Annotated in this window: 25 protein-coding genes; 11 read left to right on the top strand and 14 right to left on the bottom strand. The window is 67.9% G+C overall.

Going from position 1 to position 24,432, the window contains the following annotated elements:
* Position 1: 1 nt before the first annotated feature.
* Together Q3A80_RS30890 and Q3A80_RS30885 are read right to left on the bottom strand one after the other, a co-directional pair.
* Positions 2–1,297, bottom strand: coding sequence for an MFS transporter (locus Q3A80_RS30890; RefSeq protein WP_446332571.1), 1,296 nt, complete (start codon positions 1,295–1,297; stop codon positions 2–4).
* 18 nt (positions 1,298–1,315) lie between these two features.
* Positions 1,316–1,849: a 2,4'-dihydroxyacetophenone dioxygenase family protein gene (locus tag Q3A80_RS30885; protein WP_446332570.1), complete on the bottom strand. Its 534-nt coding sequence runs from the start codon at positions 1,847–1,849 to the stop codon at positions 1,316–1,318.
* A gap of 177 nt (positions 1,850–2,026) precedes the next feature.
* On the opposite strand from Q3A80_RS30885, the gene Q3A80_RS30880 reads away from it, so the two are divergent.
* Positions 2,027–2,992 carry a helix-turn-helix domain-containing protein gene (locus tag Q3A80_RS30880; protein ID WP_446332569.1) on the top strand — a complete coding sequence of 322 codons (966 nt, stop codon included), beginning with the start codon at positions 2,027–2,029 and terminating at the stop codon, positions 2,990–2,992.
* Between the two features lie 89 nt (positions 2,993–3,081).
* Here the strand turns inward: Q3A80_RS30880 and Q3A80_RS30875 are convergent, their stop codons facing one another.
* The 4 genes from Q3A80_RS30875 to Q3A80_RS30860 form a co-directional block, all read right to left on the bottom strand.
* The gene (locus tag Q3A80_RS30875) at positions 3,082–4,647 is read right to left on the bottom strand and encodes a GMC family oxidoreductase (protein WP_446332568.1); all 1,566 of its coding nucleotides are present in this window, start codon (positions 4,645–4,647) and stop codon (positions 3,082–3,084) included.
* A gap of 155 nt (positions 4,648–4,802) precedes the next feature.
* A complete protein-coding gene (locus Q3A80_RS30870; RefSeq protein ID WP_446332567.1) occupies positions 4,803–5,771 on the bottom strand; it encodes a helix-turn-helix domain-containing protein in 969 nt (322 codons plus the stop codon).
* Between the two features lie 423 nt (positions 5,772–6,194).
* Positions 6,195–7,142: an aldo/keto reductase gene (locus Q3A80_RS30865; RefSeq protein WP_446332566.1), complete on the bottom strand. Its 948-nt coding sequence runs from the start codon at positions 7,140–7,142 to the stop codon at positions 6,195–6,197.
* 369 nt (positions 7,143–7,511) lie between these two features.
* Complete coding sequence (locus Q3A80_RS30860; protein ID WP_446332565.1) at positions 7,512–8,132, bottom strand: LysE/ArgO family amino acid transporter; 621 nt, start codon at positions 8,130–8,132, stop codon at positions 7,512–7,514.
* Positions 8,133–8,238: 106 nt separating this feature from the next.
* On the opposite strand from Q3A80_RS30860, the gene Q3A80_RS30855 reads away from it, so the two are divergent.
* A complete protein-coding gene (locus tag Q3A80_RS30855; protein WP_446332564.1) occupies positions 8,239–9,132 on the top strand; it encodes a LysR family transcriptional regulator ArgP in 894 nt (297 codons plus the stop codon).
* A gap of 31 nt (positions 9,133–9,163) precedes the next feature.
* Here Q3A80_RS30855 and fnr read toward each other — a convergent pair whose 3' ends face one another.
* From fnr to Q3A80_RS30840, 3 genes are all read right to left on the bottom strand, one after another.
* Positions 9,164–9,910, bottom strand: coding sequence for a fumarate/nitrate reduction transcriptional regulator Fnr (gene fnr / locus Q3A80_RS30850; protein WP_446332563.1), 747 nt, complete (start codon positions 9,908–9,910; stop codon positions 9,164–9,166).
* 358 nt (positions 9,911–10,268) lie between these two features.
* Positions 10,269–10,736, bottom strand: coding sequence for a universal stress protein (locus Q3A80_RS30845; protein ID WP_446332562.1), 468 nt, complete (start codon positions 10,734–10,736; stop codon positions 10,269–10,271).
* Positions 10,737–11,414: 678 nt separating this feature from the next.
* A complete protein-coding gene (locus Q3A80_RS30840; RefSeq protein WP_446332561.1) occupies positions 11,415–11,825 on the bottom strand; it encodes a DUF3005 domain-containing protein in 411 nt (136 codons plus the stop codon).
* Between the two features lie 281 nt (positions 11,826–12,106).
* Here Q3A80_RS30840 and Q3A80_RS30835 point away from each other — a divergent pair, with 281 nt between their 5' ends.
* Together Q3A80_RS30835 and epsC are read left to right on the top strand one after the other, a co-directional pair.
* Positions 12,107–12,340 (top strand): hypothetical protein, encoded by a 234-nt coding sequence (locus Q3A80_RS30835; RefSeq protein WP_011659947.1) that lies wholly within the window; start codon positions 12,107–12,109, stop codon positions 12,338–12,340.
* Positions 12,341–12,477: 137 nt separating this feature from the next.
* On the top strand, positions 12,478–13,398 hold the full coding sequence (epsC, locus tag Q3A80_RS30830) for a serine O-acetyltransferase EpsC (RefSeq protein WP_446332560.1): 921 nt from the start codon (positions 12,478–12,480) through the stop codon (positions 13,396–13,398).
* A gap of 306 nt (positions 13,399–13,704) precedes the next feature.
* Here epsC and Q3A80_RS30825 read toward each other — a convergent pair whose 3' ends face one another.
* From Q3A80_RS30825 to Q3A80_RS30815, 3 genes are all read right to left on the bottom strand, one after another.
* The gene (locus tag Q3A80_RS30825; protein ID WP_446332559.1) at positions 13,705–14,508 is read right to left on the bottom strand and encodes an SDR family oxidoreductase; all 804 of its coding nucleotides are present in this window, start codon (positions 14,506–14,508) and stop codon (positions 13,705–13,707) included.
* Entirely contained in the window at positions 14,508–15,137 is a 630-nt protein-coding gene (folE, locus tag Q3A80_RS30820) for a GTP cyclohydrolase I FolE (protein WP_446332558.1), read from the bottom strand. The genes Q3A80_RS30825 and folE overlap by 1 nt, the downstream gene beginning before the upstream one ends.
* 124 nt (positions 15,138–15,261) lie before the next feature.
* Positions 15,262–16,188, bottom strand: a complete 927-nt coding sequence (locus tag Q3A80_RS30815) for a LysR substrate-binding domain-containing protein (protein ID WP_446332557.1) — start codon at positions 16,186–16,188, stop codon at positions 15,262–15,264.
* 118 nt (positions 16,189–16,306) lie between these two features.
* Here Q3A80_RS30815 and pobA point away from each other — a divergent pair, with 118 nt between their 5' ends.
* The 7 genes from pobA (at position 16,307) to Q3A80_RS30780 (ending at position 23,271) form a co-directional block, all read left to right on the top strand.
* A complete protein-coding gene (gene pobA / locus Q3A80_RS30810) occupies positions 16,307–17,539 on the top strand; it encodes a 4-hydroxybenzoate 3-monooxygenase (RefSeq protein ID WP_446332556.1) in 1,233 nt (410 codons plus the stop codon).
* Positions 17,540–17,682: 143 nt separating this feature from the next.
* On the top strand, positions 17,683–18,396 hold the full coding sequence (locus Q3A80_RS30805; RefSeq protein ID WP_014900666.1) for a 3-oxoacid CoA-transferase subunit A: 714 nt from the start codon (positions 17,683–17,685) through the stop codon (positions 18,394–18,396).
* 10 nt (positions 18,397–18,406) lie between these two features.
* A complete protein-coding gene (locus Q3A80_RS30800) occupies positions 18,407–19,063 on the top strand; it encodes a CoA transferase subunit B (protein ID WP_006749279.1) in 657 nt (218 codons plus the stop codon).
* 96 nt (positions 19,064–19,159) lie between these two features.
* The gene (locus Q3A80_RS30795; protein ID WP_446332555.1) at positions 19,160–20,518 is read left to right on the top strand and encodes a 3-carboxy-cis,cis-muconate cycloisomerase; all 1,359 of its coding nucleotides are present in this window, start codon (positions 19,160–19,162) and stop codon (positions 20,516–20,518) included.
* 16 nt (positions 20,519–20,534) lie between these two features.
* Positions 20,535–21,320 (top strand): 3-oxoadipate enol-lactonase, encoded by a 786-nt coding sequence (pcaD, locus tag Q3A80_RS30790; RefSeq protein ID WP_446332554.1) that lies wholly within the window; start codon positions 20,535–20,537, stop codon positions 21,318–21,320.
* A 10-nt stretch (positions 21,321–21,330) separates the two neighbouring features.
* Complete coding sequence (gene pcaC / locus Q3A80_RS30785) at positions 21,331–21,717, top strand: 4-carboxymuconolactone decarboxylase (RefSeq protein ID WP_446332553.1); 387 nt, start codon at positions 21,331–21,333, stop codon at positions 21,715–21,717.
* Positions 21,718–21,912: 195 nt separating this feature from the next.
* Entirely contained in the window at positions 21,913–23,271 is a 1,359-nt protein-coding gene (locus tag Q3A80_RS30780; RefSeq protein WP_446332552.1) for an MFS transporter, read from the top strand.
* 123 nt (positions 23,272–23,394) lie between these two features.
* On the opposite strand, the gene Q3A80_RS30775 is transcribed toward Q3A80_RS30780, so the two are convergent.
* Positions 23,395–23,643, bottom strand: coding sequence for a hypothetical protein (locus tag Q3A80_RS30775; RefSeq protein ID WP_446332551.1), 249 nt, complete (start codon positions 23,641–23,643; stop codon positions 23,395–23,397).
* A gap of 110 nt (positions 23,644–23,753) precedes the next feature.
* Positions 23,754–24,371, bottom strand: a complete 618-nt coding sequence (locus tag Q3A80_RS30770) for a LysE family translocator (protein WP_446332550.1) — start codon at positions 24,369–24,371, stop codon at positions 23,754–23,756.
* Between the last annotated feature and the right edge of the window lie 61 nt (positions 24,372–24,432).

The following is a 24,432-nucleotide window of genomic DNA, read 5'->3' as shown; positions in this document are numbered from 1 at the left end:
GTCAGCGTCCTCCGAGGTTTGACGTGTCGAGACGGGGAGCGCTGCCGGCGAGCGCGCGCTTGCGCAGCACGGCCGGCGCGGTTTCGACGAGACCGAACGACAGCACGCATGCGGCGATCGCGCCGGCGGCCGACGTCCACATCGCGAACTGCAGGCCGTACTTGTCGGCCGCGAAGCCGGCGACGGTCGGCGCGACGAAGCCGCCGATCAGCTCGCCGGCGCCCATGATCAGGCCGAGCGCGCTTGCGATTGCGCGCGGCGGCACCGTTTCGGCCGGAATCGTCGCCATGAACAGCGTGAAGCAGCCGAGGCCCGTGTACGTGACGAACACCAGCGCGCCGAGCGCCCACAGCGCGTTGACGTGGATCATCGCGACCGGGCAGACGGCGGCGATCAGTGCGAACGCGATCATCGTCGGCTTGCGGCCGATCCGGTCGGAGATCGCCGGCACCGCGAAGCCCCAGAACACCCATGCGGCGCCGAGGCACGTCATCACGACGCCCATGTCGGCCGGCGACAGGTGGCGGCTCTCGACGAGAAAGACCGGCGCGAACGAGATGATCACGACGAACCACGTGAGGAAGAAGCAGCTGATCAGCACGCACAGCAGGATGTTGCGCTCCTTGAGCAGCGCCCAGCGGTTGACCGCCGCTTCGCTCGATACGACGGTGCTGTCGGCCTGCGCGTGCCGCACGCCGCCGGGCGGCACCTCGCGCACCCAGCGCCAGATGCAGAACGCGATCAGGAAGCCCGGAATGCACGACACGTAGAACGCCTCGCGCCAGCCGTACGCGGTCGCGATGCCGATCACGACCGGCGGGCCGATCATCGCGCCGAGCAGGCCGGCGGCCGACCCTTGCAGCAGGCCCATGTTCAGCCCGCGGCGGCTCGGCGTCGAGCTCTCGACCATCAGCGATTGCGACAGCGGCAGCACGGGCCCTTCGGCGATGCCCATCAGCGCGCGGAACGCGATCAGGCTCGCAAAGCCGCCGACGAGACCCGACAGCGCCGAACACACGGAAAAGCCGAGCACCGCCGCGATCAGCAGCGGCTTGCGCGTGCCGCGCGCATCGGACCATGCGCCGGTCGCGGCACCGGACAGCGCCCACGTGAGCGCGAGCGCGGACGACACCATGCCGAGCTGCGTATTCGACAGATGCAGTTCGGCGGACATGAACGGAAACAGGAACGACAGCGCGAGACGGTCGAAGAACACGAAGCCGAACGTCATGAACAGGATCAGCAGCAACCTGTTCTCGTACGTCCATGCCAGTCGGGGGGAGGGGCGGGATGTCATGAGCGGCCTCGTCGCGCGTCAGCGGAACAGCTTCTCGACCGCCTGCGCGCCGAGGCCGACCTTCTCGTAATGGGCCTTGCACATCGCGATGTACGAGTGCACGTCGAAGTAGCCGTCGGGATTGCCTTCGTCGTCGAGCCAGATCAGCGGACCCTTGACGATGAAGAACGCGCGCATCGGCTCCGGATGATCGAACGCGACGAGCGTGTGTCCTTCGCCGGGCGTTTCATACACGAAGTCGCCGCGCGTCGCGGTCCATTCGTGCTCCAGGTATCCCCACTTGCCGGACAGCGTGTACGCGAACACCTCGTGCGGGTGATAGTGCCGGTTCACGAGCCCGGCTTCCTTCGCCATCAGGATGTCGCACCATTTGTTCTGCGACGGCGAGATCCACAGCGGCCGCGACGAAACCGTTTCGGTGAACGGAACGTAATAGCGCTCGTCCTCGGTGGCCGCGTTCTGGATATAGGCTTCCGGCAGCGCATCGGGCTTGAACGGATTGGCAATCGGCGCGATGTTTTGCCAGAATTCGGATACGGCTTTGTCGACCACGGTCTGTCTCCTTGTCGGTTTGGTGTCGTGGGGTCGACTTTAGCCAGCCGGTGCGCGGCACTCTTGACTGGGCGGGACGAATTGCTTGATCGGGCCGGACATCGCACCGCACCAACAACAGACGAACCATCCCCCAATCCGTGCCGCTGCGCACGACAGGCGCCAGCAGGAGGCGACGTGACGAATTCGACCGTTCTTTCATGCACGCGCGGCTCGACGGCCGACGTGCCGGTGCGCGACCGGATGGCGTACTGGGATGCGTTCAACGCCGCGACGCTGGTCGGCCTGCGCTGCTCGTCGCTGTCGCCGGCGGGCCTCGAGGTCGAGAAGACCGATCTCGCGCTGCCGGGGCTCGGCGTGGCCGACATCAGCGGGCGCGATCACGTGATCGAGCGCAGCCCCGCGCTGGTGCGCCAGTTGCCGAAGGAGTCGTTGTTTGCGTGCCAGATCCTGAGCGGACGCGCGTATTTCATCCAGCGCGATCGCTGCCTGCTCGCGGAAGCCGGCGACGTCGTCGTGTACGACACGCGCGTGCCTTACCTATTCGGATTCCTCACGCCGATGCGGCAGCTGCTGATCGATATTCCGGTCGCCACGTTCGACGACCGCTTCGACGCGGACCTGACCGCGCTGCCGCTGCGGATCGCCCCCAAACCGGGTGCGAGCGCGATGCTCGGCACGACGCTGCGCGCGAGTGTCGAGCGGTTCATGAAGGCACCGGTCGAACGCGATGCCGCGCGTTTCGTCGAACACACGCGCACGCTGGTCGCGGAACTCATCGATGCGGAAGTGAACGGCGCGGGCGCATCGCGTGCGTCGCTGTCGTACCTGCTCACCGCGAAGCAATACATCGCGACGCATCTGGGCGATCCGGAACTCGGGCCGCAGGCGGTCGCCGACGCGGTCGGGCTGTCGTTGCGGCACCTGAGCCGGCTCTTCGCGGCCGAAGGCGAGACGATCACGCAGCACATCTGGGCCGAGCGGCTGTCGCACGCGCACCGCGAACTGGTCGATGCGCGGCTGCGCAAGACGAGCATCGGGGAAATCGCGTTTCGCTGGGGTTTTTCGAGCCAGGCGCACTTCAGCCGCGCGATTCGCGAACGCTACGGCGCGTCGCCGATGGCGCTGCGCAACGCCTGCTGAAGCAGCGAAACCGATGCCGACGCGGCGCGTGACGCACGCGCCGCTTTCGTTTGCATCGCGTTTTCCTTCCGGCGCCGGGCGTCGCCGCGTCACTCCGCGAGCATGAACTCGGCACAGCGCTCCGCGATCATGATCGTCGGCGCGTTCGTGTTGCCCGACACGATGCGCGGCATCACCGACGCGTCGCAGATCCGCAATCCGTCGATTCCTTGCACCGCGAGACGCGGCGTCACGACCGCGCGCTCGTCGCTTCCCATCCGGCAGGTACCGGCCGGGTGATAGACGGTTTTCGCGCGGCGCCGCACGTAATCGGCCAGCGCGTCGTCGGGCAGCGCTTCGGCTTCGCGGACGATGCGCGCGAGCGACGGCGCGCGGATGATCCGCTGCGCGAGCGCGACGCCGCGTACGAGACCGTCGACGTCGGCCGGATCCGACAACGCGCCGCTGTCGAAGCGGATCGGCGCGGCCGGATCGTTGCCGCGCAGTTGCACCGAGCCGCGCGACTTCGGGCGCAGCAGGCACGGGTTGATCGACAGTCCGTGCCCCGGCAGCGGTTCGCGATCGACGTCGCCGACGAGCGTCGGCAGCACGTGGAACTGGATGTCCGGGCGGTCGCCGCCCGCCGTATCGACGAACGCGCCGGACTCGACGACGTTCGACGTCAGCAGGCCCGTGCGGCTCAGCAGCCACTGCAGCCCGTGCCGTAGCGCGTTCAGCCCGCGATCCTCGCCGAACAGGCTGATCGGCGCATGGCTGTAGCCGTAGATCGACACTTCGAGATGGTCCTGGTAATTCGCGCCGACCTCCGGGCTGTCGTGCAGCACGTCGATGCCGTGCGCGTGCAGATGCGCGCCCGGCCCGATGCCGGACAGCATCAGCAGCTTCGGTGTGCCGAGCGCGCCGGCTGCGAGTACGACGTCGGCGCGCGCAGCGGCCCCGCCCGTCGCACCGCCTTCCGCTCGCCATTCGACGCCGGTCGCGCGCCGGCCGTCGAAGCGCACGCGCGTGACGCGGCAGCCGGTCAGCACGCGCAGGTTCGGTGCGCCGATCACGTCGGCGAGATACGTCGCCGCGGTGCTGCCGCGCTGTCCGTCGAAAATCGTCGTGTGATAGAAGCCGACGCCGTGCTGCGCGGCGCCGTTGAAATCGTCGTTGTATGCGATGCCGGTTTCCTGCGCGGCCTTCACGAACGCGAGGCTCAACGGGTGCCGGAAACGCGTGTCGCCGACCTTCAACGGCCCGTCGGTGCCGTGGAACGGCTCGGACAGCCGCAGGTGCGACTCGGCGTGCTTGAACACCGGCAGCACGTCGTCCCAGCTCCAGCCCGTGCAGCCGAGCGCGGCCCATTCGTCGTAGTCGGCGCGCGTGCCGCGCACGTACAGCATCGCGTTGACCGAACTGCCGCCGCCGAGCGTGCGGCCCTGCGGCACGTAGGTCTTGCGCCCGGCTGCGCCGGCCTGCGGCTCGCTTTCGAACGTGATCGTGCGCTGCGTGCCGAGCACGCGAATGAACGTCGCCGGTATCCGGATGAACAGGCTGTCGTCCTCCGGGCCGTCCTCGAGCAGCAGCACGCGCCTGCCGGCCTTTACCAATCGATGTGCCACCGTGCAGCCGGCCGAACCGCCGCCGACGACGATATGGTCGTACGTCTCCATCCCGCTTCGTCTCCTTGCTGTCGGGCGGCGGAACGAGCACCGCCGCGCAGGAAGCCAGCTTAGCGACGGGGGCGCGGCGCGATTTGATCGGCACGGCCGTCGTGCTTGCCTCGCCGGGACACGGCGGGCGCAACGGAAACGACGCGGCGGCGCGGCTAGCGGGCGTCGGCCGGCACGCGCGTGTCGCTCGGCGTCTCGCCGAAGCGCGCGCGATAGCTGCGGCTGAAATGTGCGCTGTTGTTGAACCCCCAGCGAAACGCGATTTCGCTGACCGTCAGGTGTTTCAGCGACGGGTCGCGCAGGTCCGCGCGGCAGCGTTCGAGGCGCCGCGCGAGGATGTAGCGCGTGAGCGGAATCCCTTCGATTTCGAAGATGCGCGCCAGCTGGCGCGGCGACAGCTTGATCGCGCGGCTGACCGACTGCGTGTCGAGGTCGTCGTCGGCGAGATGGCTGTCGATGAATGCCTTCGCGCGCGACAGCGTGTGCACGGTCGACCTGGTCGGCGACGCATCGCCGTCGCGCAGCCGCAGCATCGCACGCACGAGGTCGAGCATCGCGGCCGCACGCCGGTCGCGTGCGTCGGCCGCCGCTTCATGCGGTTCGGCAAGCAGCGCGTAGAGCTGCCGCGCGGCCCACGACGTGACGCCGTCGCCGCGATCGATCTTGATGACGCTGCGATGGCGCCACGGGCCGACGCGCGCGTCGAAGACGCCGCGCGGCACGTCGAGCACGGTCATCGCCATGTTCGCGGGAAAGCCGTGACCGTACGGCATCGACGTGTCGTACAGCACGATGTCGCCGGGCGCATGCTGGATGCATTCGACGTCCTGAAACGTATAGCCGTGGCCCTCGTGCATCAGGCACACGAACACGGCGTCCCGCGGGTCGGCGTGGATGTTGTGCGGCGTGCGGACGACCGCGTGCCGGTTTGCGGCGATGTCGCACACGCTGAGCGGCCCGAGCTCGCGCTTGCGCAGCGATGCGTCGATGCCTTCGGACGATTTGCCGCTGCATTCGATGCGCACGAGCGAGCGGGCGACATGGTCGACCCAGAAGTCGACGCGTTCGTCACCGCGTACCGCGCGCGTCGAGATCGACACGATCCCCGTGTTGAGGTCCGGCATCACGTTCTCCCAATGACCGCCCGAGCGGCGCAGTCTCCGGCACGTCGACGGGCGCGGTCAATCGGTGAAAGACCCGGGGCGCGCGTCGAGCGCGCTTGGGGCGGCGGGTTGCGGCAGGATGTCCGTCCGAGTCAACGAAGGTGGCCGTCGCAGGCAAGCGCTGTGCGCGTATTCGGGTTATGTTTTTCGGTTCTGCGTGGACATGACGGTGCGGGATCTGTTTCGTTGTGCAGAGATACACGAAGAAGGCGCGGGCCAGCTTCTTCGAAGTCGAGTGCCGGTAGCGTGGCTTGTCGCGCTGACGTACTCCGCATTACAGGCGGCGTGTCGGCATGCGCGTTTGCCGCGCTGTACGTGACACGGGCCGACGACCGGAACCGCCAATCCTTGCGAGTCAGGCCGCCGGCCCGCGACAGCGGAACTTCAGACCGCGCTGGCCTCGTCGATCTTGCGGATATCGTCGTCGTCCAGGCGCACGCGAATTGCTTCGCCGAGCAGCGCGAGCTGCTCGAGCGACGTCGCGCTCGCGATCGGCGCGGTGATCGTCGGCCGCGCGATCTGCCACGCGAGTGCGATCGCGGCCGGTTGCGTGCCGTGTTTCGCCGATACGTCGTCGAGCGCGGCGAGAATGCGCAGGCCGCGCGCATCGAGATAGCCGGCGACGCGGTCGCCGCGCACGCTCTTCTTCAGGTCGGCCTCGCTGCGGTACTTGCCCGACAGGAAGCCGCTCGCGAGCGCGTAATAGTTGACGACGCCGAGCTTCAGGTCGCGCACGACCGGTTCGAGATCGCGTTCGTACTCGGCGCGGTCGATCAGGTTGTATTCCGGCTGAATCACCTGGTACGCGGGCAGGCCGTTGCGCTGGCTGATGTCGGCGGCTTCGCGCAGGCGCGCGCCGCTGTAGTTCGACGCGCCGATGATGCGCACCTTGCCCGCGTCGATCAGCGTCTGGTATGCGCCGAGCGTTTCCTCGAGCGGCGCCGTGTCGGCGAGATCGCGATGCGAGAAATACAGGTCGATGTAGTCGGTCTGCAGCCGGCGCAGCGAATCGTCGGCGGCCTTCAGGATGTTCGCTTTCGTCAGCCCCGCGCGTGCCTGCAGCATGCCGACCTTGGTCGCGATCACGACCTGTTCGCGCCTGCCGGAGCGCTTGAGCCACTTGCCGATGATCGTTTCGGATTCGCCGCCGCTGTTGCCGGGCGCCCAGGCCGAATAGACGTCGGCCGTATCGATGAAGTTGATGCCGGTGTCGGCGAGGGCATCGAGCAGCGCAAACGATGCGTTCTCGTCGACGGTCCAGCCGAACACGTTGCCGCCGAATGCGAGCGGTGAAACCTGGATGTCCGACGTGCCGAGGGTGCGTAGTGCCATGTTGCTCTCCGATATCTGCGAGATGAGGGAATCGAACGACGGGATGGGTCGAGAAGCGTGCGACGGGGCGGCGGATCGGCGAAGCGCTTGCGCCGTTGTCGCGGGACACCCGAACATTCTCGCGCATCGGCCGGAATCGTGCAGCCGGCACGCGGCCGCGAACGCGGACACATCGCGCGGCATGGCAGATGCGGCATCCGTTATCTGGGCGGATCGTGCGGCCGTGTTGGATCCGGAGCCGAATTTCGCTTCGCCGGTGCGCGACGGGCGGCACCGTCCGGAGCGGAGGTGATGCGACTTGCGGCGCGGCGCCGGAACGAAACACGGGCGGCATGCTGCCGCCCGTGACCGATTTTTTTACAACGCGCGCTATCGCAACTGCACGGCCGCGAGAAACAGCACCATGCTGCCGATCGCGCCATCCAGCACGCGCCAGGCGACGGCCTTGCGGAACCAGGGCGCGAGCAGTCGCGCGCCGTATCCGAGCCCGAGGAACCATACGATGCTGACCGACATTGCGCCGATCGCGAACGCGACGCGCGTGCCTTCCGGCTCGCGCGCACCGGCCGTGCCGATCAGCAGGAACGTGTCGAGATACACGTGCGGGTTGAGCCACGTGAACGCGAGCGTCATCAGCACGATCGCGACCGCGCTCTGCGGCGGCGGCGCGACCGCGTCGCCGCGCACGTCGAGCGTTTCATGCCCGGGCCTGAACGCGCGGCGCAGCGCGTTGAAGCCGAACCACGCGAGATACGCGAGGCCGACGTACAGCACCACGTGGACGAAGGTCGGATAGCGTTCGACGAGCACCGACGCGCCGCCGACGCCCGCGCCGATCAGGATCATGTCGGACAGCGCGCACAGCAGCACGATCTTGCCGACATGCGAGCGCATGATGCCCTGGCGGAGCACGAACGCGTTCTGCGCGCCGATGGTGACGATGAGCGACCCGCACAGGGCGGCGCCGTGGGAAAAAGCGATCCAGTTCATGATGGGAGAAGGTGAAGCAGTAGACGGGTGAGTCGGTTGGCGCTAGTCTGCGGGCAGCCGCGACATAAGAGAAGCTAATTCACCTAATGCCGATTAAGGAAATCTAATGCTCGACTATGCGTTGCTCGACGCCCTCGCGGCCGTGATCCGCCACGGTTCGTTCGAACGGGCGGCCAAGGAGCTGAACGTCACGCCGTCGGCGGTATCGCAGCGCGTGAAACTGCTGGAGGAGCGCGTCGGCAGCGTGCTCGTCAAGCGCGGGCAGCCGTGCGTCGCGACGACGTCAGGCGCGCTGCTGTGCCGGCATACCGAGCGCGTGCAGCTGCTCGAGGCGGAACTGGGCGGACGGATGCCCGCGTTGCCGGGCCAGATCGCGAGTGCATGGCCGACGTTGCGCGTGGCCGTCAACGACGACAGCGTCGCGACGTGGTTCATCGATGCGGTCGGGCCGTTCTGCACCGAGCGCGAAACCCTGCTCGACCTCGTGATCGACGATCAGGACTACACGGCCGCGCGGATTCGCGACGGCAGCGTGCAGGGCGCGGTGACCGCGCAGGCCGAGCCGATCCAGGGATGCCGGTCGACGCGGCTCGGGCGCATCCGGTATCGCGCCGTATGTTCGCCGGTGTTCCACGAACGCTATTTCGGCGCGGGCATCACGCGCGATGCGCTGCGCCGCGCGCCGTGCGTGATGTTCAATCCGAAGGACGGCCTGCAGGCGCGCTTCATCCGGCGCGTGACGCGCGCGGATCTCGATCCGCCGCAACACTGGATTCCGCACGTCGCGGGCTACCTGCGCGCATGCGAGACGGGGCTGGGGTGGGGAATGTGTCCGGACCGGATGGTCGACCGCCAGCTGGCGGCCGGCGAGCTGGTCGACATGTCGCGCGGGCGGACCGTCGATATCGAGCTCTACTGGCAGAGCTGGCGGCTGTCGATCGGCTGGCTCGACGATTTCAGCGCGGCGCTGAAGGCGCGCGCCGCGCTGTTTCTCGACTGATCGCGGCGAGGAGGGGGAGAGGCGGGCGGCGTCACACGTGATGCAGGCCGTCGAAGTCGACGATCTGCACGAGGCGGCCGTGCATCTCGATCAGGCCGCGCTTCTGGAATTTCGACAGCGTGCGGCTGACCGTTTCGAGCGTCATGCCGAGGTAGCTGCCGATGTCTTCGCGCGTCATCCGCAGGTTGAACTCCGACGGCGAATAGCCGCGCTTCAGGTAGCGCGACGACACGTCGAGCAGGAACGCGGCGACGCGTTCTTCCGCGTTCAGCGAACCGAGCAGCATGGTCTGCGTCGTCTCGCGCACGATCTGCTCGCTCATCAGCTTGTGCATGCGAAGCTGCATCGAGCCGGCTTCCGAGCACAGCGACTTGAGCGCGGTGTACGGAATCACGCAGACGGAGCTGTCTTCCAGCGCGACCGCGGTACGCGGATGCGTGTCGTCGCAGATGCCGTCGAGGCCGAGCGCTTCGCCCGCGAGGTGCAGGCCGGTGACCTGCTCGCGGCCGTCGTGGCGCGTGGCGACGGTTTTCAGCGAACCGGAGCGCACCGCGTACAGGTTGTCGAACGCGTCGCCTTCGCGGAACAGCGCTTCGCCGCGCTTGACCGGGCGTGCCGCGCAGATGACCGATTCGAGACGGCTGAGCGCTTCGGGCGCGAGGCCCTGCGGCATGCACAGATGCCGCATCGCGCACGACGAGCAGTGCGGTGCCTGGCGGGGAGCCCAGCTGCCTGCATGGGACGGGGCGGCGGGACGTGTGGCGACGGGCGTCAGCATGATCGTTTACTCCGGCGTTGAATCGACGGAATCATTGTCCCACCGCAAGTTGCGGCTGTCGGGTGACAAAACGTCGCGACCGCGCGCACATGCCGCGGGCACTGGCGACGTGACGCGGCCGCTGCCGCTCGGCCTGCCTGCGCTGGTCGTCGCGGGCAGTGGCAGCGGTATGCGGGCGGGCGCGCGTGCCGTTGCGTGTGCGCACCGCAGGCACCGCATGGCGCCGCAACTGCTACGTGACACGGCCGCCGAGACTCAGCCGCCCGCTCGTTGCCTGGGCCACCGCCACGGCATGCGCACAGATGTGCCGTGGCGCGCGCACCGCACCGCAATCGCGACGCGGTCCGACCACCGACGCTCAGCCTTCCTGCTCGTCCGTGTGCGCGGCGGCCGGAATCAGCAGCACGGGCAGCGTCGCATGCCGCACGCACTGTTCGGCGATGCTGCCGAGCACGAGGCGACGGAAGCCGCGGCGGCCGTGCGTGCCGAGCACCAGCAGATCGGCGCCGAATGCCTTCGCGCCGTCGAGGATCAGCGTCGACACGTCGTTGAGCGACGATGCCTCGCTCATCAGCGTCTTGCCCTTCACGCCGGCCGCCTGCATCAGCTTCGTGAAATCGGCCGCGAGCGCGTTGCCCTGTGCGACGAGCTGGTCGCGCAGCACGGACGGATCGTAGCCGGGCACGTTGTAATAGATCGCGGCGTTCTCGACGACGTAGAACGGCTGCAGTTCCGCGCCGTGCTCTTTCGCGAGCGCGAGCGCCGCGTCGAACGCATGGCGCGACGTGTCGCTGCCGTCGATGGCAACCAGAATGCGCTTGTACATAGTGTCTCCGTGTGGCGGGTTGAACGAAAGTCGGCCGAATGGCAGAGCGGGCCATGCGTTGCTGCGAGGCAGAGTAAACCAACGGCAGCGACTTTGCAGCGACGTGCCGGTCGTCGCGATCGCGGCGCTTCGGCCGTTGCGACGGCGCGTGATGCCCGCGAGCCATGCACGCACCGCATGCTGCGCTGCGCGATCGGCGCGCGTGATCGCGACGCGCCTAGCGATCGTGTCCGCCGTCGGGACGATCGCCAGGCGCGTCGCTGCGCGTGCCGAGCGGATATCCGAAATCGTCATCGACTACCTCGCCCGCGCATCCAGCGACGGCACAGCATGCGAACGCGCCCGGGCTGCGCACAGACAGCGTGGATGCGTGTCGGTGATCGCCCGATGAACCGCGCGCATCGGCTCCATTGAACCGCAACCGCATCGCGAGGGCGTGACGTCGATCAACGCCCCTGCATCGACGCGGTTCGCAACGCGATGCTCGGCGTCGCATCACGTTCGAGTGCCAAACCGGAACCGACGCCGATCTCGCTGCTGCGCCGATACGATCGCTCCCCCGCATGCGAGCCGGCCGCACAACGCGCTCGCGCACACACGCGCATTGAGCACGATCGACCGTCGGCCACGCTCCAGCCCGACCCGGCAATCGAACGCCCGATTCAAACGCCGCGCACGCTATCGCGGCACCGCCGTGATTTCGATCGCGCGTTCCGGCCGGCGTCCGTGGCCGGGCCAGTACGCGCTGCCGTGCATCCGGTGAACGGGGCCGAACAGCTCGTCGCCCGTGTGCGGCGGCGCGTCGAACCCTTTCTCGATCACCATGTAACCGGCCCGCAGCGCGAACGCCGGATGATTGCCGCCCGGGCGGCTGTCGAAGCCGGCGAAACCGTCGCCGGCCTCCGGCATCGCGTTGACGAGCGACGCGTTGCTGCGCGTGACCTGGTCCGGCGAGAAGGCGCTGCCGCTCGCAAGACGCGCGGCCTCGCGGTTCTTGCCGTCGGTGTCGACGGTGCTGTCGTGCGTGTCGTCGTTGTCGAGTTCGATGCTGCGCGGATGGGTGGCGCGCGCATGAGCTGACGTTTCCATCGCGGCTCTCCTGGCGGCGAAGCGCTCCGGATCCAAGCAAATCCCGTTCCGGGCACGACGGGAAAACGGCGCGCGGGGCGATCGCCGCGGTCGCGCGACGCGCGCTGATTTGTCATGATTTATTTCAGCTAGAACACCCGTTTTCTACAGAGTATGATTCTTTTCCTGCGAAGCGGCGACAGGGGATGCAGTCTCGCCGCCTCTGCCCGCGCCGGGGGCCGCGCAGCACCCTTAAAGACGGGTAGTGAACAACAAAGCAAGGGACTAGAGGTGGCGGATTCATGCAAGCGACTACTGCCTTCACGCATCGCGGATACCTGTTGAATTGCGCGCCCGCGCGCGCCAGTGACGGTTCGTTCAAACCCTACGTCGTGATCTCCCGATCGAGCGACGGGGAACTCGTGGCGAACCGGTTTTTTCCGACCGAGCTCCAGTTCAACGACGAAGGCGACGCGATCGCGCACGCACGCGACTGGGCCGTGCGCTGGATCGATGCGAGCAGCATCACGATCTGACGCCGCCGCGCACCCGCAGGCTCGGCCGTCCGGCCGATCCGCCGGCGTGCCGCTGCCGGACGAAAACGCGGTAATCTTGCGGAACCCGTCACTTTATTAGCTGCCGTGCGACCGAGCGCGGCCGCCTGCATTGGCATATGTCGACATCACCCGCCCGTCAGTGGGGCCTCGAAGAAATCGTCGCCGGCTTGCGCGAGTCGCGCGAGGAACTCCATCGCACGCGTCATCCGCGCGGCATCCGCGAACTGCCGTCACGCGACGCGATCTGCAAGATCGTCACCGGCCTGCGCGCGTCGATGTTTCCGACGCATTACGGCGCGCCGGACCTGACCGACGAAAGCGTCGACTATTACGTCGGCCATACACTCGAAAGCACGCTGCGGATCCTGTCCGAACAGATTCGCCGTGCGCTGCCGTTCCTGCCCGAGCATGCGGACACGCCGTTCGCGGCGCTCGACGAGCGCGCGTTCGAGATCGCGCGCGAGTTCGGCCGGCAGCTGCCGTCGATTCGCGCGCTGCTGGTCAGCGACATCCAGGCCGCGTATGCGGGCGATCCGGCCGCGCAGCACATCACCGAGATCCTGCTGTGCTATCCGGGCGTGCTCGCGATGATGCATCACCGGCTCGCGCACGCGTTGCACCAGCTCGGCGTGCCGCTGCTCGCGCGCTTCATCAATGAAATCGCGCACTCGGCCACCGGCATCGACATTCACCCCGGCGCGCAGATCGGCCCGAGCTTCTTCATCGACCACGGCACCGGCGTCGTGATCGGCGAAACCGCGATCATCGGCGAGCGCGTGCGCGTGTATCAGGCCGTCACGCTCGGCGCGAAGAGCTTCCCGGCTGACGGCGAAGGCGCGCTGGTCAAGGGCAATGCACGCCATCCGATCGTCGAGGACGACGTCGTGATCTACGCGGGCGCGACGATCCTCGGCCGCGTGACGATCGGGCGCGGCTCGGTGATCGGCGGCAACGTGTGGCTCACGCACAGCGTGCCGCCCGGCACGAGCGTCGCGCAGGGGAAGGTCCGCGAAGGCGGCAGCGCCGAGAAGCCGTAACACGGTGTAATGCGGCGCGCGAACGGCCTGGAGGCCGTGCGCGCCACCCGATTGAAGACGGAGGCGGGGAGGCCGTCGGGCTGCGTCACGTGCGACGCGATTTCGGCTGGCATCTGCGTATCGACGCGTCGGCGCATCTGCGCATTGGCGCATCGGCGCATCGGCGCATCGGCGCATCGGCGCGAGGCGGCGTGGCTGCCGGGCAGCCTTCGCCGGAGCCGTCACGTGCGATGCGATCCCGACCGCCGCATCCCCACACCGACGCACGAAGGCGCCGGCCCCGGCCGCCGATCGAGCTCCGAGCCGTCAGTGCTTGCCCCCCGGCGATCGATGCTTGTACAGCACGTCCTGGTCGACACGAATCAGGTTCTGCCCCGCATCGACGACGAAATCCACACCGTTGTATGCGCTGCCCGTCAGCAGCAGGATCGCGCTCGCGACGTCGTCGGGGCCGGCGATGCGCGCGAGCGGCGTCGATGCGCGGCTCGCGTGTTCGAAGTCGGCCTGCGTCTGGTCGTCGCTCGGCAGCATCAGCCCGGGGAACACCGCGTTCACGCGCAGCACCGGCGCCGACGACAGCGCGAGCATCTGCGTGAGGTTGCCGAGCGCGGCCTTCGCGACCGTGTAGCTGAAGTGGTCGCGGTGGAAGTTTTCCTTGATCTTCTGGTCGACCACGTTGACGACGACGCCCTGCGTGCCGGCCGCGCGCGCCCGTTCGTAGAATGCACGCGTGAGCAGGATCGGCGCGCGGCAGTTGACGGCCCACGCCTCGTCGAATGCGGCCAGGTCGAAGCTCGGGAAATGGTCCTGCCAGAACACCGACGCGTTGTTGACCAGCACGTCGAGGCGGCCGAAGCGCGCATATACGTCATCGACCAGCGCCGCGATCTGCGCGGCGTCCGACAGATCGGCCTGCAGTGCGGCCGAATCGTGCCCGCGCTCGGCGATCGCGCGGGCCGTCGCGTGCGCGGCATCGGCGGAACGATCGTAGTGCACCGCGGTGCGATAGCCGTGCGCGGCGAAATACTCGGCGAACGCGCGCCCGGCCCGGCGCGCGGCGCCGGTCACGAGCACGACCGGCGTGTCGGCCGTTTGCTTCGTGGACTGCATTACGTATTCGTCAGGTTGACTGAAGAAGGATTCGCGACGATCGACAGGAATTCGCGCCGCGTCGACGGATCGGTGCGAAACGTGCCGAGCATGCGCGACGTGACCATCTCGACGCCCGGCTTGTGGATGCCGCGCGTCGAAATGCACTGGTGCGCGGCTTCGAGGATCACGCCGACGCCCTTCGGCTGCAGCACGTCGAACAGCGTGTCGGCGATCTGCACGGTCATCTTTTCCTGGATCTGCAGGCGCTTCGCGAACGCGTCGACGAGGCGCGCGAGCTTCGAGATGCCGACGACGCGATGGTTCGGCAGATACGCGACGTGCGCGCGGCCGATGATCGGCACCATGTGATGCTCGCAGTAGCTCTCGAAGCGGATGTCCTTCAACACGATCATCTCGTCGTAGCCGTCGACCTCGCTGAAGGTGCGCGCGAGGATGTCGCGCGGCTCCAGCGCATAGCCGGCGAAGAACTCCTCATACGCGCGCACGACGCGCGCCGGCGTGTCGAGCAGCCCTTCGCGGGAGGGATCGTCGCCGGCCCAGCGCAGCAGCACGCGAACGGCATCCTCGGCTTCTTCCCGGCTCGGGCGGGAGGCGGCCGGCTCGGGCCGCGCGGTTCTTTTACCCATCAAGTCGCTCCATCGAATGCGGCCGCCTGCGGCGGCGCGGATATCCGGTCATTGTTTCATGCTTTCGCGGGTCGTGCGTGCGGCCAGCTGCCCGCGGGCCGCGCCGTGCGCCATTCGGCTGTGCTCACTTCGGCCATTCGTCCTGTTCGTCGTTGAACAGCGACGCGACGACGCCGCGCAGCCATGCGGTGCGCGGATCGTTGTGAAACTTGCGATGCCAGTGCTGCTTCAGGTCGAAGCGCGGCAGCGGCAGCGGCGGCTCGACCGGCACGATGAACGCGTGTTCGGCCGCGTACGCATAGCCGATCGCATGCGGCACCGTCGCGATCAGGTCGGTGCGGCTCAGGATGAACGGCAGGCTCATGAAGTGCGGCGTCTCGAGCACCGCGCGCCGCTGCATGCGCTGCTTCGCGAGGTATTTCTCGAGCACCTCCTGGCTGCGCCCCTCGGCGCGCACCACCGCGTGCCCGCACGACAGGAACTGCTCGGCCGTGAACGGGCGCGCCTGTTCGAGCGGATGGCCGCGCCGCATCAGGCAGACGAACCGGTGCGTGAACAGCCGCTGCTGGAAGAAGTTGTTGCCGTCGAGATCGGGGAAGTAGCCGACCGCGAGATCGATCGAGCCGGCTTCGAGGCCGCGGCCGACTTCGTCGTGCCCGAGCGAGACCGAGCGCAGGTTCGCATGCGGCGCGAGCGTCGCGAACGCCTGCAGCAGCTTCGGCAGGAACACGATCTCGCCGACGTCGGACAGCGCGATCGAGAACGTATGCGTGCTCGCCGCCGGATCGAAGTCGTGCGGCGCGACGAGGCCTCGCTCGATCTGCGCGAGCGCATCGCGTGCGGCCGGCAGCAGCGCGAGCGCGCGCGGCGTCGGCTCCATCCCGCGCGACGTGCGCACGAACAGCGGATCGCCGAAGTACTCGCGCAGCCGGCCGAGCGCCGTGCTCACGCGCGGCTGGCTCACGCCGAGCAGGTCGCCCGCACGGCTGACGTTGCGCGTGTCGTCGAGCGCGACGAGGTAGGGAATCAGGTTCAGATCGAGCGGGTCCATCGCGGCAGGCCAATATCCGGAAAACGCATACAACTTATCTCCAAAATCGCGTTGCCGCATAGTCGGGAAAGCGCTCAAATGGTTTCCATTACTCGAACCAAAGTTCTGGAGACGAACAATGCGCACCCAGGTCGCCATCATCGGCGCCGGTCCGTCCGGCCTTTTGCTTTCCCACCTGCTGCGCCTGCAAGGCGTCGATGCGATCCTCGTCGAAGCGCGTTCGCGCGAATACTGCGAGAACCGCATCCGCGCGGGCGTGCTCGAGCAGGGCACCGTCGACACGCTGAACGAAGCCGGCCTCGGCGACCGGATGCGCCGCGAAGGGCTCGAACATCACGGCATCGAGCTGCTGTTCTCCGGCCAGCGCCATCGCATCGACCTGAGCGCGCTCACCGGCGGGCGCGCGATCACCGTCTACAGCCAGCATGAAGTCGTGCGCGACCTGATCGCGGCCGGCGACGCGCATGGCCACCCGATGCACTTCGAAGTCAGCGACGTCGCGCTGCACGATATCGAAAGCGAGCATCCATTCGTCACGTTCAAGCACGCGGACGGCCGCGCGGACCGCATCGACTGCGACTACATCGCCGGCTGCGACGGCTTCCACGGTGTCGCGCGGCAGACGATTCCCGCGGAACGCCTGAACACGTTCGAACGCGTCTATCCGTTCGCGTGGCTCGGCATCCTCGCGGACGCGGCACCGTCGCTCGACGAGCTCGTCTACGCGCATCACGACAACGGCTTCGCGCTGTTCTCGATGCGCTCGCCGACCGTCACGCGCCTGTATCTGCAGTGCAGGCCCGATGAAAACCTCGCCGAATGGTCCGATGCGCGGATCTGGGACGAACTGCACACGCGCTTCTCGAACGACACCGGCTGGACGCCGACCGAGGGCCGGATCACGCAGAAGAGCGTGACGCCGATGCGCAGCTTCGTGTCGGAGACGATGCAGCACGGGCGCCTGTTCCTGGCCGGCGACGCCGCGCACATCGTGCCGCCGACCGGCGCGAAGGGGATGAACCTCGCGGTGGCCGACGTGCGCGCACTGTCCCGCGCGCTCGGCGCGCGCTACCGCAACGGCGACGCCACGCCGCTCGAGCGCTATTCGGCGACCTGCCTCGAGCGCGTATGGCGCGCCGAGCACTTCTCGTACTTCATGACGAACATGCTGCATGCATCGCCGGACGATTCGCCGTTCGTCAATCGCCTGAAGTTTGCCGAGCTGAAGTACGTGACGCGCTCGCGCGCGGCCGCGCAGTCGCTGGCCGAAAACTACGTCGGCTTGCCGTTCGACGACCAGCTGCCCCCCGAGGCATCCCGCCTTGACAACGCGCTGTGCGCGACTCTATGATCGGCCCATCGTTCGCTAATCGAATCTAGGTTCGAATAGCGAACAAACCGAAGGTCGACAACGGCCTCCGGCGCGGCACGCCCCACGTGCGTGTCCCCTCGACAGGCCGCGCATCGTGCCGCGGGTTCGTATCAGGAAGAGACATGGTCAACAAGATTTTCGAATCGCTTCAATCGGCGGTCGCGGACGTCCACGACGGCGCGACCATCATGATCGGCGGCTTCGGCACGGCAGGCATGCCGTCCGAGCTGATCGACGCGCTGATCGAGCAGGGCGCGCGCGGCCTGACGATCGTCAACAACAACGCGGGCAACGGCGAGACGGGCCTCGCGGCGCTGCTCAAGGCGAAGCGGGTGCGCAAGATCATCTGCTCGTTCCCGCGCCAGAGCGACTCGCAGGTGTTCGACGCGCTGTACCGCGCGGGCGAGATCGAACTGGAGCTCGTGCCGCAGGGCAACCTCGCGGAGCGGATCCGCGCGGCGGGCGCCGGCATCGGCGGCTTCTTCACGCCGACCGGCTTCGGCACGAAGCTCGCGGAAGGCAAGGAAACGCGCGTGATCGACGGCAAGTCATACGTGTTCGAGACGCCGATCCACGCCGATTTCGCGCTGGTGAAGGCATACAAGGGCGACCGCTGGGGCAACCTGGTCTATCGCAAGACGGCGCGCAACTTCGGGCCGATCATGGCGAGCGCCGCGAAGGTCGCGATCGTGCAGGTGTCGGAAGTCGTGCCGCTTGGCGGGCTGAACCCGGAACACATCGTGACGCCGGGCATTTTCGTGCAGCGCGTCGTCGAAGTGCCGCAGGCCGCGCATGCGGCCGAGCTGGCCGCCGAACGTGCATCGCAAGCCGCCTGAGGAGACTGAAATGAAACGACTGACCCGCGATGAAATGGCCAAGCGCGTCGCCCAGGACATCCCCGAAGGCGCGTACGTGAACCTCGGCATCGGCGTGCCGACGCTGGTGGCGAACCACCTCGACCCGAGCAAGGAAATCTTCCTGCACAGCGAGAACGGCCTGCTCGGCATGGGCCCGGCGCCCGCGCCCGGCGAGGAGGACGACGAGCTGATCAACGCCGGCAAGCAGCACGTGACGCTGCTGACCGGCGGCGCGTACTTCCACCACTCGGATTCGTTCGCGATGATGCGCGGCGGCCACCTCGACTACTGCGTGCTCGGCGCGTTCCAGGTGTCGGCGAACGGCGACCTCGCGAACTGGCATACGGGCGCGCCCGATGCGATTCCGGCGGTCGGCGGCGCGATGGATCTCGCGATCGGCGCGAAGCAGGTGTTCGTGATGATGGAGCACCTGACCAAGCAGGGCGAGAGCAAGATCGTCGCGCAGTGCTCGTATCCGGTGACCGGCGTGCAGTGCGTGAGCCGCATCTATACGGATCTCGCCGTGCTCGACGTGACGTCCGACGGCCTCGCGGTGAGCGAGATCTTCACCGACCTGTCGTTCGACGAACTGCAGAAGCTGACCGGCGTGCCGCTGATCGACGCGACACGCAAGGCCGCGGCCTGAACGGCAAGCGTGCCGGCGGCGGCGATCGACCGATCGACTGCACGCCGGCACGCTTGGGTAGACAATAGGCGCACGCCGTTTCCCCATTCTGATGCCATGCTCGAAGACAGCGCCCGCCTGACCTCCCTGATCTGCGGCTCCGAGCCGCTCAACCGGATCTGGTCGCCCCGCGCGACGATCCAGCGGATGCTCGACGTCGAAGCCGCGCTTGCGCGCGCGCTCGCCGCGCAGCAGGTGATTCCCGCCGCCGCGGTCGCGCCGATCGAGCGCGCGTGCGACGCCGACCGGCTCGACGCGCAAGCACTCGCGCAAGGCGCCGCGCTCGGCGGCAATCTCGCGATTCCGCTCGTCAAGCAGCTCACCGCGCAAGTGAAGGCCGATGACCCCGAGGCCGCGAAGTTCGTGCACTGGGGCGCGACGAGCCAGGACATCATCGATACCGCGACCGTACTGCAGCTGCGCGACACGCTCGACGTGCTCGAGCCGCTGCTCGACGCAGCGTGCGCGTCGCTCGCGACGCTCGCGCGCACGCATCGCGCGACGCCGATGATCGGCCGCACGTGGCTGCAGCAGGCGCTGCCGATCACGCTCGGCCTGAAATTCGCGCAGTGGCTCGATGCGCTGCTGCGTCACCGTGCGCGCTTCGCCGAGTTGCGCGAGCGCGCGCTGGTGCTGCAGTTCGGCGGCGCGGCCGGCACGCTCGCGAGCCTGCGCGAACACGCGGCCGGCGTGAGCGCCGCGCTCGCGGCCGACCTGAAGCTCGCGCTGCCGGCCGTGCCGTGGCATACGCAGCGCGACCGCATCGCGGAAGCCGCATCGTGCTTCGGGATGCTGACCGGCACGCTCGGCAAGATCGCGCGCGACGTGTCGCTGCAGATGCAGACCGAAGTCGGCGAACTCGGCGAGCCGGCGGCTGCCGGCAAGGGCGGCTCGTCGACGATGCCGCACAAGCGCAACCCGGTCGGCTGCGCGGCCGTGCTGACCGCCGCGGTGCGCGCGCCGAACCTCGTCGCGACCGTGTTCGCGGGGATGGTGCAGGAGCACGAGCGCGCGCTCGGCGGCTGGCAGGCCGAATGGGACGCGCTGCCCGATCTTGCCCGGCTGACCGGCGGCGCGCTCGCGCAGATCGCGCAGATCGTCGCGGGCCTCGACGTGAACACCGAGCGCCTCGCCGCGAATCTGGACCTGACGCACGGGCTGATCCTCGGCGAAGCCGTGATGCTCGCGCTCGGCGACCGGATCGGCCGGCTCGACGCGCATCACGTCGTCGAGCAGGCGTCGAAGGAAGCCGTGCGCACCGGCGCGGCGCTGTTCGACGTGCTCGCCGCCGATGCGACCGTATCGGCCCACCTGTCGCGCGATGCGCTTGCGCGGCTGCTCGATCCCGCCCATTACGTCGGCGAAGCGCAGGCCTATGTCGACGCCGTGCTCGCGCTGCACGCGGGCGCGAAATAACCAGGAGAACCTTGAGATGCCTTTCGCCACTGTCAACGGCGTGAAACTGCATTACCGGATCGACCGTGCCGCGCGCGACGATGCGCCGTGGCTCGTCTTCTCGAACTCGCTCGGCGCGGACCTGCAGATGTGGGCGCCGCAGATCCGCCCGCTCGCGCAGCATTTCAACATCCTGCGCTACGACACGCGCGGCCACGGCCATTCGGAAGCGCCGGCCGGTTCGTACACCGTCGACCAGCTCGCGGGCGACGTGATCGGGCTGCTCGACCACGTCGGCATCGAGCGCGCGCACTTCTGCGGGATCTCGATGGGCGGCCTGACCGGCGCCGCGCTTGCCGCGCGCTTCCCGTCGCGCATCGTGCGCGCCGTGCTGGCGAACACGTCGGCCAAGATCGGTTCGCCGGAGGTGTGGGCGCCGCGTGCGCAGAAGGCGCGCGCCGAAGGGATGGCCGCGCTCGCCGACGCCGTGCTGCCGCGCTGGTTCACCGACGCGTTCGTCGACCGCGAGCCGCGCCTGTTCGATGCGATCCGCGACACGTTCGTGCATACCGACAAGGACGGCTATGCGGCGAACTGCGACGCGCTGAACGCGGCCGATCTGCGCGAAGAAGTGAAGGGCATCGCGCTGCCGGTGCTCGTCGTGACCGGCGCGAAGGACATGTCGACGCCGCCCGACCAGGGCCGTGCGCTCGCTGCCGCGATTCCCGGCGCGCGTCACGTCGAATTCGACGCCGCGCATATTTCGAACATCGAGTGCACCGACGGTTTCAACCGCGCGCTGCTCGACTTCCTGACCGCGTGAGGCCTCGACGATGGACGACCAGCAACGTTACGAAGCAGGGATGAAGGTGCGTCGCGCGGTGCTCGGCGATGCGCACGTCGACCGCTCGCTCGAGAACCGCACCGAGGTGACCGACGAATTCCAGAACCTGATCACGCGCTATGCGTGGGGCGAGATCTGGACGCGCGACGGCCTGCCGCGCCATACGCGCAGCCTGCTGACCATCGCGATGATGGTCGCGCTGAACCGCGGCGAGGAACTGGCGCTGCACCTGCGCGCCGCGCGCAACAACGGCGTGACGCGCGACGAGATCAAGGAAGTGCTGCTGCAGACCGCGATCTACTGCGGCGTGCCGGCCGCGAACTCCGCGTTCCACCTCGCGGACAAGATCTTCAAGGAACAGGACGGGGCCGCCTGAGCGCGGCCGGCAGTGATCCGGTCGCGCGATCCGCCGATGCCGGCGGGCCGTGACGATCGACAAGCGCACCGGCAGCGAATCGGTGCGTGAACGAAGGAAAGGCGCGGCCGCGGGGCCGCGCTCGTTGCATATATCAATGTTGGATGCGACCGGAGCGAGCGCTGAAGCCCGTTTCGGCCGACAAGGAGACTAGCGATGAATCGCACACCCGTGGTCGATGTCCAGACCTTCATCAACGAGCAGCCGTTCGGCGGCTTCCAGTGGCTCGTATTCCTGATGTGTTTCGTGATCGTGCTGCTCGACGGCTTCGATACGGCCGCGATCGGCTTCATCGCGCCGTCGCTGCTCGGCGAATGGAACCTCACCAAACCCGATCTCGCGCCCGTATTGAGCGCCGCGCTGTTCGGCCTCGCTTGCGGTGCGCTCGTGTCCGGCCCGTTGTCCGACCGCCTCGGGCGCCGCTCGCTGCTGCTCGGCTCGGTGTTCCTGTTCGGCGTCGCATGCTTCGTGTCCGCGTTCTCGAACACCATCGGGCACCTGACGATCCTGCGCTTCATCACCGGCGTCGGCTTGGGCGCCGCGATGCCGAACGCGGTCACGATGATGGGCGAGTTCTGCCCGGACAAGCGCCGCGCGACCGTGATCAATCTGATGTTCTGCGGCTTCCCGCTCGGTGCCGCATTCGGCGGCTTTCTCGCCGCGTGGATGATTCCGCATTTCGGCTGGCGCAGCGTGCTGATGCTCGGCGGCGTGACGCCGCTGCTGCTCGGTGTGCTGTTGCTGCTGAAGATGCCCGAATCGGTGCGCTTCATGGTCGCGCACGGCCAGAGCGTCGACCGGATCCGCGCGACGCTCGCCCGGATTTCGCGCGATGCGCTGAACGCCGGCTCGTTCGCGATGACCGAAGCCGCACCGCAGACCGGCAGCAAGGGGCTCGGCGTCGTGCTGTCGCGCTCGTACATCGTCGGTTCGGTGATGCTGTGGGTCGCGTACTTCATGGGCCTTGTGATCTTCTACGCGTCGATCAACTGGATGCCGATCCTGCTGAAGGATGCCGGGCTCACGCCGAAGAGCGCGACGCTGATTTCCGCGCTGTTCCCGCTCGGCGGCGTCGGCGCGGTGCTGTGCGGCGTGCTGATGGACCGCTTCAACGCGAACCGCGTGATCGCCGTCTGCTATGCGCTGACCGCGATCAGCGTGTACGCGATCGGGCAGGCGGCCGGGAACGTGGGGTTGCTGGTACTGGTCGTGTTCATCGCGGGCGTGCTGATGAACACCGCGCAATCGTCGATGCCGGCGCTCGCCGCCGCGTTCTATCCGACCGAGGGGCGCGGCACGGGCGTGGCGTGGATGCTGGGTGTCGGCCGCTTCGGCGGGATCGCCGGCTCGTTCCTCGTCGCCGAACTGACGCGCCGGCACTTCTCGTTCGCGGGCGTGTTCGCGACGATCGCGGTGGCCGGCTTGCTCGCGTGCCTCGCGTTGCTGATCAAGCAGATGGCGCGGCCGCACGGCGTCACGCAGCCGGCCGGCAAGATCGAATCGCTCGGGCATTGAGCGAAAGCAGGGCCGGGGCGGCCCTGCGTGCATTGCAGTTGCGGGGGCGGGCGCAAGGCCGCCGACGCGTAACGACGGAACGGGCCGCTTGCGCGGCCCGTCGCCATTCCGGTCGCCGCGCCGCTATTCCTCCGCGTCGTGTTCCTTGACGAAGCTGCGCAGATACGCGCGCAGCGCGGCCTCCTGGCCGCGATGATCGTCGTGGTTCGCCGCCCCCATTTCTTCCTCGTCGCCGAACAGCGTGGGCGGCGCGCAGTACGTACCCACCTCGACGTTTTCGCGCAGCACGCGAATGTCGTGCGTGAGCGGGCGGTACTCGGCGACCCAGTGCATGCCCTCGATACGCTCGCCGGCTTTCAGCATTGGCTTCATCGGCAATCTCCGTGCAGAGCAGCGGTGCAACCGCCGAAGCGATTGCACGCGCCCGTACCAAAAGGGTACGCCTGCATGGCGTGAAGCTCAACGGGTGCGCTTGTGAGCGCTTACCGCGGCAGCAGATGCGCGACGAGCGGATACAGCGACAGGATCAGCAGTACGGCCATCGTCACGTTGAAGATGCGCAGCGCGCGGCGGTTCGACAGGAAGCGGCGCAGGCCCTGGCCGAACGCGGCCCACAGGCTGATGCATGGAAAGCCGATCAGGACGAAGACCACGGCCATCCATGCGGCGTTCATCCCGTAGTCGGCGGACAGGCGGATCGTCGTCGCGGCGGTCAGCACCATCATCCATGCCTTCGGATTGACCCACTGGAACGCGGCGGCTTCGATGAACGTCATCAGCCGCGGTTTGGCGCCTTGTGCGTTGACTTCGCCCGACGTGCCGATGCGCCAGGCCAGGTACAGCAGGTACGCGACGCTCGCGACTTCGAGGATCGTGTAAAGCACCGGCACGCGGCGGAACGCTTCGCCGAGACCGAAGCCGACGCACAGCATCAGGATCGCGACGCCGATGCTGATCCCGAACAGGTGCGGCATCGTGCGGCGGAAACCGAAATTGACGCCCGACGCGAGCAGCATCGTGTTGTTCGGGCCGGGCGTGATGGACGTGACGAGCGCGAACAGCATGCCGGCAGGCAATGCGCTGAGGGTGAGGAATTCCATCGCGGATGCTCCATTCGTGTTCGAGACGGGGATGGAGGTCAGTGTAGCGACGGTTTTATGT

The organism is Burkholderia sp. SR8 (assembly GCF_052851275.1).
This window is presented reverse-complemented; position numbering and strand designations above follow the sequence as displayed.